Genomic DNA, 11,637 nt, shown 5'->3' with positions numbered 1-11,637 from the left:
AAAGAATGACCTAGGCCGAATAGTAAGCAACGACTAAATTACGAATAGGGAGTTACATATATGTCTTTTGATGGGTTATTTACAAAAGCAATGACAGAAGAAATTTCAACAGTACTCAAAGGTGGAAGAATTAGTAAAGTACATCAGCCTTATAAAAATGAATTAATTCTTGTCGTTCGTTCAGGACGCAAAAATTATAAGCTGTTACTCTCAGCACACCCAAGTTACGCAAGAGCTCAAATCACTGAGGAAGAATATGAAAATCCGAAAGAGCCGCCAATGTTTTGTATGCTGCTTCGGAAGCATCTTGAAGGATATACAATCGACGATATCTACCAAACAGGGCTTGATCGGATGATTACTCTAGAGGTTTCTGGACGAAATGAACTCGGGGATTTATCAAAAAAACTACTTATCATCGAAATTATGGGCCGCCACAGCAATATCATTTTAATTGATAAAGAGCGAAATATGATTCTCGACAGTATTAAACATGTATCCTCTGCTGTGAATAGCTACCGGTCGATCCTTCCTGGACAAGAATATATTGCTCCGCCAACACAGGAGAAAGCAGACCCATTCACAGCCACTGCGGAAACAATCGGTCAAGCAATTGATTTTAACAGCGGGAAATTAAATAAACAGCTGGTTGGAGCATTTACCGGTATCTCCCCAATGTTTGCCCTTGAGGTCGTCTATCGTGCTGGATTAGCTAATAGTACAACTCTTCCTAATGCTTTCATCTCTTTAATTCATACGCTTTCTACTAAGGAATATTCCCCGTCCCTAATGAATGCCGATGGAAAACAAGCGTTTTATATGATTCCACTAGAACACCTTGGTACGGACGTGAAGTCGTTCTCCACTCTCAGCGAGTTGTTAGATCGCTACTATTTTGGAAAAGCGGCGCGAGATCGCGTTAAACAACAAGGACAAGATTTGGAACGATTCGTATCAAATGAATTAGAAAAGAATGAAAAAAAAATTGGCAAGCTGAAAAAAACATTAAAGGATACAGAACGCGGTGAAGAATATCAGCTGTTTGGTGAACTATTAACAGCTAACCTCTATCAGATGAAACGAGGAATGAAAGATATTACAGTCGCGAATTATTACGAAGAAGCTTCTTTCGTAACGATTCCACTGAACCCGCAGCTGTCACCTTCAGATAACGCACAAAAGTATTTTTCTAAATATCAAAAATCCAAGAATGCCGTTGGTTTTGTCCTAGAGCAAATTGAAAAAGCTGAACATGAATTGAATTATTTTGAAATGCTCTATCAGCAGCTTCAATCTGCATCACCGAGAGATATTGAAGAAATACGTGAAGAGTTACAAGAAGAAGGGTATATCCGTAAAAAACAGAAAAAGGGTATGAAAAAATCAGCTAATGCTAAGCCACAGCTCGAAACCTATTACTCAAGTGCTGGAGACGAAATTTTTGTAGGTAAAAATAACAAACAAAATGATTATCTAACAAATAAATTTGCCCGCCGAGACGAACTATGGTTCCATACCAAAGATATTCCGGGCTCTCACGTTGTGATTCGGAGTGAAAACCCCAGTGACCAAACCATTCTTGAAGCAGCCATGTTAGCGGCTTACTTCAGTAAAGCTAAAGATTCCAGCTCCGTACCGGTCGATTACACCAAAGTCCGTCACGTTAAAAAGCCAAATGGCTCAAAGCCTGGATTTGTTATCTATGATAACCAGCAGACAGTCTATGTAACGCCTGATGCAGATGGTGTCATCGCTTTAAAAAATGAAAATAAATAATGTTAAAAGGCTGTTGAGTACTTCTCAACAGCCTTTTGCATTCTTGGGCTATAGGGGTTGTTGAAACTGTGTCGCAATTCTTTGTGTTTTGATATGCAGGGAGGGGGTATTTTATCTATTTTTATGCTTATCCGGCTGTTAATCCCGTCTGGAGTGAGTATATTCCCGTCTGAGATCGTGATAATCCCGTCAGATACATGCTTATTCCCGTCTAGAGGCAGCGTAATCCCGTCTGGGCATTATTTTCGCGTCTAAAATACCCTTTGGGGTATCTGATTTTAACAAGAAAAGACCAGCTTTGCAGCTGATCTTTTCTTATATTTAGGTCAGCCGGTAATCCAAGAGGTGTCCTCAGGGTTTTGTTTCCATTTTGTTAATCGTTCAATCTCAGCAGGGGCGATGTAATTCTTTTCAGCAGCGACCTTAATAAGTGTCGAATAGTCGCTTAATGAATGATTTTTTATCCCGCTTGCTTCTAGTTTTTCTATGCCTTTCTGCAATTCATAGGTGAATATGGAGACAACCCCTAGTACTTCGCATCCGGCTTCGCGAAGGGCTTCCACAGCAGTAATCACGCTTCCTCCAGTTGAAATTAAATCTTCAACTACTACGACTTTTTGCCCTTGTCTTGTTCTTCCTTCGATTTGATTGCCTTTGCCATGGCCTTTTGATTTAGAGCGTACATAGCACATAGGCAGATTCATTAAATCACTGACCCATGCTGCATGGGGAATTCCTGCGGTAGCTGTACCAGCAATGAGTTCTGCCTCACCATAGTACTCTTCGATTAATTGCTGCAGCCCGCTAGCGATTTCCTTTCGTACAGCAGGGTATGATAGCGTTAATCGATTATCACAATAAATGGGGGATTGAATCCCAGACGACCACTTAAATGGATTATTCGGCTGCAAGAACACAGCTTTTATTTCTAGTAATTGTGCGGCAATATGTTGTTTCATCGTAATACACCCTCCCATGCTTGCAGGACCGTACGATAGGCCCGCAATGGATTATTATCTTCTGTAATCGCTCGGCCGACGACTATCGCATCTGCTCCAAGCCTTCTAGCCTCTTCTGGAGTAGCAACCCGCTTTTGATCATGATGATTTCCAGATACAAGTCTAATCCCTGGTGTAACCGTTAGAAAGCCTGATCCAACCTCTGTATGTATTCGCCCTGCTTCATGGGTGGAACAAACGACTCCGTCCAGTCCCGCTTGTTTGGTAAGTGAAGCATAGTGAAGCACAGAATCTTCAAGCTTCCCTTTTATGAATTGTTCCTGGTTCATCTGCCGTTCAGATGTACTGGTTAACTGTGTAACGGCAATACATCCTGAGCGCTTATTTCCTGCTGGCGTTCCAGCCTCAAGCCCTTCAAGTGCAGCTTCCATCATTAGTTTACCGCCAGCTGCATGAACCGTGACTAAATCTACATCAAGTAGAGCGAGATTCTTCATGGCTTTCATAACGGTATGGGGGATATCATGAAGTTTTAAATCAAGAAATACCCCATGTCCACGTTCCTTAATGCGTCCTATTATAGAAGGTCCAGTAATGTAAAATAATTCCATCCCAATCTTCACAAACAGTTTTTCTTCTTCAAACTGATCTAAAAAAGTAAGGGTTTCTGTTGCTCCAGAGAAATCAAGCGCAACGATAAGAGCGTTATTCAAATCATTTCCAGCTCCTTCCGGTACATTCAGATAGATGTTCGATTCCTAATTCATCAAGCAGCTGCGGCAGTTCATCAATCAATTTGGAACAAATAAATGGATCTGAGAAATTAGCTGTTCCAACTGCAACTGCACTTGCACCAGCATACAAGAACTCAATGACATCTTCACAAGAATTAATTCCACCCATGCCAATAATCGGGATGGAAACATGCTGACTTACTTCATGAATCATGCGAATGGCTACCGGCTTAATGGCTGGACCGGATAACCCCCCGCTCCTGTTAGCAAGGATTGGCTTTGCCGTTCGTATATCTAGACGCATGCCGAGCAGTGTATTAATCATGGTCAACCCGTCTGCTCCGCCCGCTTCCACAGCCTTAGCCATTTCAACAATATCTGTGACATTGGGTGATAATTTTACATATACCGGAACCTCTGATACAGCTTTAACGGCTTTTGTTACTTCCTTTGCTACTTCTGGGATGGTGCCAAAAGCTAGACCACCTTCTTTGACATTTGGACACGATATATTAAGTTCTAATGCCCGTACATTAGGTGCTTGACTAATTTCCGCAGCAACTGCAACATAATCCTCAATTTTTGACCCGGCAATATTCGCAATCACCGGGACATCGTATTGAGTTAACCAAGGTAATTCTTCCGAAATCACTTTTTTTAATCCAGGATTCTGCAAACCAATGGCATTAAGCATCCCTGCTGGAGTTTCCGCTACCCGGGGCGTAGGATTCCCAAAACGAGGCTCAGGTGTCGTTGCTTTAATCATGATTGCCCCTAGCTTACTTAACTCATAGAATTGACTGTACTCTCGGCCGAATCCAAAGCAGCCAGATGCCGGCATAATAGGATTTTTCAATGAAAGGCCTGGTAATTCAACAGATAGTCTGTTCATATAACAACCTCCCCTGCCCGGAATACAGGACCATCACTGCAAACTTTTTTATAACTGAAGCCATCAGGGTCATCTGCTGTATGACATACACAAGCAAAGCAGGCACCGATGCCGCAGCCCATCCGTTCTTCAAGTGATAGAAAGACTTTTTTATCTGCTCCATATTCCATTTCAATGGCCCTCAGCATCATGGTTGGTCCGCATGAATAGATGGTTGTAAACGTGTTTTCGAGTGAAGCGATCACATCAGTCACATAGCCTTGAATTCCATAGGATCCATCAGCTGTTGCGACATAAGTTTGACCAAGTTCTTTAAACTCTGCTTCATAAAAAACAGCCTGCTTATTTTGAAAGCCTAAAATGTGAATGACGTTTACGCCTGTTGCACCAAGTCTCTTTGAGAGCTCATATAACGGCGGGACGCCTATGCCGCCCCCAACCAAGAGCACCGTTTCTCCATAAGACGCTTCTTCGACTGGAAAGCCGTTTCCAAGCGGACCCAGAACGTCTATTTTTTCATGGACCTTTATTTTAGATAATTGCTTCGTCCCCTTGCCATCTGCACGATAAATCATGGTAAATTCTTTTCGATCTTGATTAATGGAACAGATGCTAATCGGTCTTCTCAAAAGCGGATCCAGCTGGTCATTTGCCTTTAGATGAACAAATTGTCCTGGCTGGTCCATGGCAGAAACCAGTTCGCCTGAAAGTGTTAATTCAAAAATGGCTGCTGCGATTTGTTTTTGACTTTTCACCGTCATACATTCGTTTTTAATCATAAATGAACCACCTCATGAGTCTCTGATTTCCCCATTGTTTCCGCTGTGAACGTCATAGACTCAAACACTCGTAAAATAGCTTCCGCCGTATCAAGAGAGGTCATACATGGGATGCCGTTTTCAACTGCTTCACGGCGGATTCTAAAGCCATCTCTTAAAGGTTGTTTACCTTTAGTCAGTGTATTAATAACAAGCTGTGCTTCTCCATTACGAATGACATCAAGTAAGTTATGCTCAGTTGAATCGATTTTCTCGACAATTTCTGTCGGGATGTCAGCAGCCTTCAGCATTTGTGCCGTTCCGCTTGTAGCAATCAGCCTGTATCCAATGTTATGAAAACGACGTGCTAACTGAAGTGCTTCTTCTTTATCCTTGTCTGCAATCGTTAACAGTACCGCACCATATTCCTTAATTTTTATACCTGAAGCAACTAACCCTTTATATAGAGCTTTTTCAAGCGTTGTATCTTTACCCATTACTTCACCTGTCGATTTCATTTCAGGGCCCAATGTGATATCTACCCTCCGTAATTTAGCAAAGGAGAAGACAGGAACCTTTACATAAACGCCAGCTTTCTCCGGTACTAAGCCCGTTTGATAGCCAAGGGATGTTAAGGAAGATCCAAGGATAACTTTCGTAGCCAAGTTTGCCATTGGAATATTAGTAATCTTACTGATAAAAGGGACGGTCCTACTTGATCGTGGATTCACCTCAATACAAAATATTTCTTCTTTACTAATAACATATTGGATGTTTAGTAAGCCTATGATCTTCAACCCTCTAGCAAGCTGGATAGTATAATCAACGATTGCGGCCTTCTGTTTCGCTGTAAGACTTTGCGGCGGATAGACCGCAATCGAATCTCCGGAATGGACTCCGGCCCGTTCAATATGCTCCATAATACCGGGAATCACGACATTTACCCCATCTGAAATGGCGTCCACTTCTATTTCTTTCCCTGTTAAGTAGCGGTCAATTAACACTGGGTGTTCAGGGTTGATCTTCACAGCATGCTTCATATAATGTATTAATTCTTCTTCTTTATAAACAATTTCCATTGCTCGACCGCCTAACACATACGAAGGACGAACTAAAACCGGGTAGCCGATTTCATTGGCAATTTCCACTGCCTCTTCTATTGCCACAGCAGTTTTCCCTTCAGGTTGTGGAATGCCTAGTGTCTTTAATGCATGTTCAAATTTATCCCGATTCTCTGCACAGTCAATATCTTCTAAAGATGTCCCTAAAATCTTCACACCATGTTCTTCCAGCTGGTCTGCTAGATTAATAGCTGTCTGTCCGCCAAATTGGACAATAACACCTAGTGGTTTCTCCAAATCAATCACGTGCATGACATCTTCAATCGTTAGCGGCTCAAAATAGAGCTTATCCGAGATACTAAAATCAGTAGATACGGTCTCTGGATTATTGTTTATAATGATCGCTTCGTAACCTGCTTCCTTAATCGCCCAAACCGAATGAACGGTAGCATAGTCAAACTCTACTCCCTGACCAATTCTGATAGGACCTGACCCTAAGACAACGACGCTTTCGCGTTTGGTTACGATGGATTCATTTTCATCTTCATAAGTCCCATAAAAATAGGGTGTTTCCGATTCAAATTCTGCCGCACATGTGTCGACCATTTTATAAACCGGGATTATTCCTTGAGCTGTGCGCCAGTCGTAAACGTTTTTTTCTTTTTCATTCCAAAGGGAAGCGATTTTTTTATCAGAGAAACCCATTCTTTTAGCTGTCTTCAATACCTCTACAGTAAATGGATTCGCTTGAAGGATTTCTTCATAGTCAACAATGTTCCTCAGTTTAGATAAAAAGAAGGAATCAATCTGGCTCCATTCATGAATGGTTTCAATGGTGACTCCCCTTCTTAATGCTTCACCGATATAGAATAACCGTTCATCTCCTGCTTTCCTAATCCGTTTTTCGATCAATTCATCCTCAACATCTTCGTTTAATTCAAGATGATAAATCCCCGCTTCAAGTGATCGAACCGCTTTTAAAATGGACTCCTCAAACGTCCGTCCTATCGCCATGACTTCTCCAGTCGCTTTCATTTGTGTACCAAGAGTTCGATTTGCCGATTCAAATTTATCAAACGGCCAGCGTGGAATTTTTGTAACTACATAATCGAGAGCCGGCTCAAAGCTTGCATATGTTTTCTCTGTAACCGGGTTCATCATTTCATCGAGGGTTAGTCCGACAGCTATTTTTGCAGCAAGCTTAGCGATCGGGTATCCTGTAGCTTTCGAGGCAAGGGCAGAGGAGCGGCTGACCCGCGGATTCACTTCTATCACGTAATATTGATAGCTGTAGGGATCAAGCGCAAGTTGAACGTTACACCCACCTTCAATTTTCAAGGCACGAATAATCTTTAGTGACGTATTTCTAAGCATCTGGTACTCCCGGTCGCTTAGGGTTTGACTAGGTGCTGTAACGATTGAATCTCCAGTATGTACACCGACAGGGTCGAAATTTTCCATATTACATACAACAATTGCATTATCATTTGCATCACGCATTACCTCGTATTCGATTTCCTTAAATCCAGCTATACTTTTTTCAAGTAAACACTGGTGAACAGGACTAATTTTCAGTCCGCCGCTTACAATTTCAATTAACTCTTCTTCAGTCGAACAGATCCCGCCGCCAGTACCGCCTAAGGTGAAAGCCGGTCGAACGATGACCGGATAATCTACCCGCTCTACAAATTTGTAGGCTTCTTCAAGTGAATGGATAATATCACTGTCCGGTACAGGTTCTCCAAGATCATTCATCAGCGTTCGGAATAATTCCCGGTCTTCCGCTTGATGTATCGCTGATAGTTTGGTACCAAGAATTTGAACGTTACATTCTTCAAGGACACCTGCGTTCGCTAATTCAATGGCCATGTTTAATCCTGTTTGTCCGCCAAGAGTTGGCAGCAGTGCGTCCGGCCGTTCTTTCCGAATAATTTTGCTGACAAATTCTAAGGTAATCGGTTCGATATAAACTGCATCAGCCATTTCACTATCTGTCATAATGGTCGCAGGATTTGAGTTAATCAGGATGACACGATAGCCTTCCTCTTTCAACGCCATACAAGCTTGTGTACCTGCATAATCAAATTCGGCTGCTTGACCGATGACAATTGGACCCGATCCGATGACAAGAATACTCTTTATATCTGTACGTTTTGGCATGTTAGTTCCCCCTTAGTTTTGTTCAGATCCATCATCTGAATAAATTGATCAAAAAGATAATTGGCATCTTCTGGACCCGGCGACGCTTCTGGATGATATTGCACGGTAAAAGCCTGAAGTGTTTTGTGTTTTAACCCTTCAACTGTCCCATCATTTAACGCGACATGCGTGACTTCAAGTTCCGTTTTAGACAGTGATTCTTCATCCACCGTGTATCCATGATTTTGTGACGTTAACGCAACTTTTCCAGTCTGCAGATCTTTTACAGGATGATTAGATCCTCTATGACCAAATTTCATTTTTTCTGTTTCTGCTCGATTTGCCAGTGCAAACAGTTGATGACCGAGACAGATTCCAAATAACGGTACCTTCCCCTGTACTCCCTGTATTAATGTAATGCCTTCCTTCACATCTGCTGGATCTCCAGGACCATTTGACAGCATGATTCCGTCAGGATGCAGTTGAAGTACTTCCTCAGCAGTTGTATTATAGGGAACCACAACGATATCACACCCTCGGTCATTCAACTCCCGTAATATCCCCTGCTTCATCCCATAATCAACTAATACCACCCTGAAGCCTCTACCTGGATTACGATAGGCGGTTTTCGTTGATACTCTTCTAACTTGATCAGTCACAGTTACCGTAGCCAGTAAATGCTGCAGCATTTGTTCAGGCTTTTTATCAATTCCACAAATCATTCCTTTCATTGTTCCAGTTTTGCGGATAATCCGAGTCAACTTCCTGGTATCAATTCCGCTGATACCGGGTATGTGTTTTTGCTTTAGGTAGTCACTAAGTGATAATTGATTTCTCCAGTTTGAAGGTAATTCAGCTACCTCTCTAACAACCAATCCTGAAATTGCTGGAATGATGGATTCAAAATCATCTCGATTGATTCCATAATTGCCTATTAACGGATAGGTCATCGTAATGATCTGATTGCAATAAGAAGGATCAGATAAAATTTCCTGGTAGCCAGTCATCCCTGTATTGAACACTACTTCACCGGATTTTTCAGTATCTGCCCCGAATCCTTCACCGATAAAACACGTTCCATCTTCAAGAATAAGTTGTCGTTTCATTCCGCAGCACTCTCCGAATCCCAAATTATTTGTCCTTCAGCTATTGTCATCACAGGCCATCCTGTACAGATTTGCCCAGCAAATGGCGTGTTTTTTCCTTTTGAGACAAATTCTTTACTGTTAATCGACTGTGTCTGATTCAGATCAATCAAGACAATATCTGCTAATGCCCCTTCTGAAAGAGAGCCGTAAGGCAATGAGAAGCTCTCGGCAGGTCTAACTGTCAACCAGTCAATTAATTGCTTTAGCGTCCATTTACCGGTTTGAACGAACCCGCTGTATAACAAGGGAAAAGCTGTTTCTAAACCCACAATTCCGAATGGTGCAAGATTCATTCCTTCTGCCTTTTCTTCCTCCAAGTGTGGAGCATGGTCCGTTGCAATGAAATCGATCGTACCGTCCAACAGCCCCTCCAGCAGGGCTTCACGATCAGACTTGCCGCGAAGTGGTGGATTCATCTTATAATTTGTATCAAGTCCTGGAATATCGTCTTCACAAAGCAGCAGGTGATGTGGAGTAACCTCTGCAGTAACCCGAATGCCTGCCCGTTTAGCGTCACGCACAAGGCGTACTGATTCTTTTGTGGAGATATGGCAGACATGATAGTGACATCCAGCTGCCTCTGCCAGCAGAATGTCACGGGCTATATGTACGGACTCGCAAACAGAAGGAATTCCCTTTAAGCCATTGGCTTTTGAATAGCTTCCTTCATGAACACAGCCATTATAAATTAAACTGTTTTCTTCACAATGAGCAACCACAGGCATATCGATCAAAGCTGCCTTCTTCATGGCTTCGAGCATCATACCGGCGTTTTGGATGCCTACACCATCATCAGTGAAGGCAAAAGCACCTGCTTCTTTTAAACGGGCAAACTCCGTTAACTCCTTGCCCGCTTCACGAACAGTAATCGAAGCATAAGGTAAAACTCTTACATGAGCGTCTGCTTCAATTTTCTGCAGTAACGATTCCAGATGATCCCCACTATCTGGAACTGGACGAGTGTTTGGCATGGCTGCTATCGTGGTAAACCCTCCCTTTGCAGCTGCCATTGTACCGGTTGCAATCGTTTCTTTTTTTTCACCACCAGGCTCACGAAGATGAACATGCAAGTCAATAAAGCCTGGAGCAATCAAATTCCCCTTCGCATCTATTTGTTGTAACCCCTCAGCGGCAATGTTCTCTGCCACTTTTGTAATATACTTTCCTTCTATTTCCACATCAGCTTGTATCAGTGCACCTGTACTATCGAGCAATACCCCATTTTTTATGATTGTCTTCATCCAAAGTTCCCCCTTTTATTTCTCCAAGTACTTTTTTCAAAACAGCCATCCTAATATAAACTCCGTTTTCCATCTGCTTAAATATTCTAGAACGTTCGCATTCTACTAAATCAGAGTCTATTTCTACACCGCGGTTGATGGGAGCTGGATGCATGATAATCGCCTGTTTTTTCATTCTGTATTCTCTCTCTTTAGTCAACCCGTACGCTTGTAGATACTCATGCGCACTTCTTTGTTCTTTGTCGGTATGGCGCTCATGCTGGATACGCAGCAGCATAACCACATCTGCAGTTTCAACTGCTTTTTCGATATCTTCATAAGCCCCGTTACCCCTCTCAAACCACTCAGGCGGTCCCGAGAAGATAACTTTTGCCCCCAATCTGGTCAACGCTTCTGCATTAGACCGAGCAACCCGACTGTGTTTGATGTCGCCAACAATTGCCACCGTCAGTCCCTCAAACCGGTGAAATTCCTGGTAAATCGTCATGAGATCAAGTAAAGATTGTGTAGGATGATTTCCGCATCCATCCCCGGCATTAATGATGGGAATGTCTAGATGATCGGATAGTTCCTCATAAAAGTGGTCTCGGTTATGCCTAATAACCAACGCCTTCACACCGATGGCTTCCAGAGTCTTTGCTGTATCATATAGTGTTTCTCCCTTCAGAATACTTGATGTTCCCGCTTCAAAGGGGATCACATGAAGCCCTAGCCGCCTTTCAGCCATCTCAAAGCTGCTTTTGGTACGCGTGCTTGGTTCAAAAAACAGATTAGCTACAGCTGCATGCGCGGGCGGAAGCCACATCTGTCCTTCAGAAAAAGCTTGGGCCTGTGAAATAATTTGTTCAATCTCTTTATTGGTCAGCTCATTCATGGTCAATAAACTTTTCATCATTCCTGCCCCCTTTTGAATTGTATTTTCCAGGGAT

Annotated in this window: 9 protein-coding genes; 1 reads left to right on the top strand and 8 read right to left on the bottom strand. The window is 42.5% G+C overall.

The window, feature by feature from the left end; genetic code table 11:
- Positions 1 to 60 precede the first annotated feature (60 nt).
- Positions 61 to 1,776, top strand: a complete 1,716-nt coding sequence (locus MHI18_RS18555; protein WP_340849548.1) for an Rqc2 family fibronectin-binding protein — start codon at positions 61 to 63, stop codon at positions 1,774 to 1,776.
- 326 nt (positions 1,777 to 2,102) lie between these two features.
- Here the strand turns inward: MHI18_RS18555 and pyrE are convergent, their stop codons facing one another.
- From pyrE to MHI18_RS18515, 8 genes are read right to left on the bottom strand one after another with little or no spacing between them, the layout of a single operon-like run.
- Positions 2,103 to 2,735, bottom strand: coding sequence for an orotate phosphoribosyltransferase (pyrE, locus tag MHI18_RS18550; protein ID WP_340849546.1), 633 nt, complete (start codon positions 2,733 to 2,735; stop codon positions 2,103 to 2,105).
- The gene (pyrF, locus tag MHI18_RS18545; protein WP_340849544.1) at positions 2,732 to 3,448 is read right to left on the bottom strand and encodes an orotidine-5'-phosphate decarboxylase; all 717 of its coding nucleotides are present in this window, start codon (positions 3,446 to 3,448) and stop codon (positions 2,732 to 2,734) included. The genes pyrE and pyrF overlap by 4 nt, the downstream gene beginning before the upstream one ends.
- Position 3,449: 1 nt before the next feature.
- Positions 3,450 to 4,361 (bottom strand): dihydroorotate dehydrogenase, encoded by a 912-nt coding sequence (locus MHI18_RS18540; protein WP_340849542.1) that lies wholly within the window; start codon positions 4,359 to 4,361, stop codon positions 3,450 to 3,452.
- Positions 4,358 to 5,140, bottom strand: a complete 783-nt coding sequence (locus MHI18_RS18535) for a dihydroorotate dehydrogenase electron transfer subunit (RefSeq protein WP_340849540.1) — start codon at positions 5,138 to 5,140, stop codon at positions 4,358 to 4,360. The genes MHI18_RS18540 and MHI18_RS18535 overlap by 4 nt, the downstream gene beginning before the upstream one ends.
- Complete coding sequence (carB, locus tag MHI18_RS18530) at positions 5,137 to 8,340, bottom strand: carbamoyl-phosphate synthase large subunit (RefSeq protein ID WP_340849538.1); 3,204 nt, start codon at positions 8,338 to 8,340, stop codon at positions 5,137 to 5,139. The genes MHI18_RS18535 and carB overlap by 4 nt, the downstream gene beginning before the upstream one ends.
- Positions 8,319 to 9,425 carry a carbamoyl phosphate synthase small subunit gene (locus MHI18_RS18525; RefSeq protein WP_340849537.1) on the bottom strand — a complete coding sequence of 369 codons (1,107 nt, stop codon included), beginning with the start codon at positions 9,423 to 9,425 and terminating at the stop codon, positions 8,319 to 8,321. The genes carB and MHI18_RS18525 overlap by 22 nt, the downstream gene beginning before the upstream one ends.
- Positions 9,422 to 10,708 carry a dihydroorotase gene (locus MHI18_RS18520; RefSeq protein WP_340849535.1) on the bottom strand — a complete coding sequence of 429 codons (1,287 nt, stop codon included), beginning with the start codon at positions 10,706 to 10,708 and terminating at the stop codon, positions 9,422 to 9,424. Before MHI18_RS18520 ends, MHI18_RS18525 begins: the two co-directional genes overlap by 4 nt.
- Positions 10,671 to 11,600, bottom strand: a complete 930-nt coding sequence (locus MHI18_RS18515; protein ID WP_340849533.1) for an aspartate carbamoyltransferase catalytic subunit — start codon at positions 11,598 to 11,600, stop codon at positions 10,671 to 10,673. The genes MHI18_RS18520 and MHI18_RS18515 overlap by 38 nt, the downstream gene beginning before the upstream one ends.
- Positions 11,601 to 11,637: the final 37 nt, after the last annotated feature.

Source organism: Peribacillus sp. FSL H8-0477 (assembly GCF_038002765.1).
Lineage (GTDB): Bacteria > Bacillota > Bacilli > Bacillales > DSM-1321 > Peribacillus.
Note: the sequence above shows the minus strand (reverse complement) of the source record. Positions and strands in the feature narration are given on the sequence as shown.

Coding starts and splice junctions, on each gene's coding strand:
- MHI18_RS18555 (WP_340849548.1), top strand. CDS start 61: ATGTCTTTTGATGGGTTATTTACAAAAGCAATGACAGAAGAAATTTCA.
- pyrE (WP_340849546.1), bottom strand. CDS start 2,735: ATGAAACAACATATTGCCGCACAATTACTAGAAATAAAAGCTGTGTTC.
- MHI18_RS18540 (WP_340849542.1), bottom strand. CDS start 4,361: ATGAACAGACTATCTGTTGAATTACCAGGCCTTTCATTGAAAAATCCT.
- MHI18_RS18535 (WP_340849540.1), bottom strand. CDS start 5,140: ATGATTAAAAACGAATGTATGACGGTGAAAAGTCAAAAACAAATCGCA.
- carB (WP_340849538.1), bottom strand. CDS start 8,340: ATGCCAAAACGTACAGATATAAAGAGTATTCTTGTCATCGGATCGGGT.
- MHI18_RS18525 (WP_340849537.1), bottom strand. CDS start 9,425: ATGAAACGACAACTTATTCTTGAAGATGGAACGTGTTTTATCGGTGAA.
- MHI18_RS18520 (WP_340849535.1), bottom strand. CDS start 10,708: ATGAAGACAATCATAAAAAATGGGGTATTGCTCGATAGTACAGGTGCA.
- MHI18_RS18515 (WP_340849533.1), bottom strand. CDS start 11,600: ATGAAAAGTTTATTGACCATGAATGAGCTGACCAATAAAGAGATTGAA.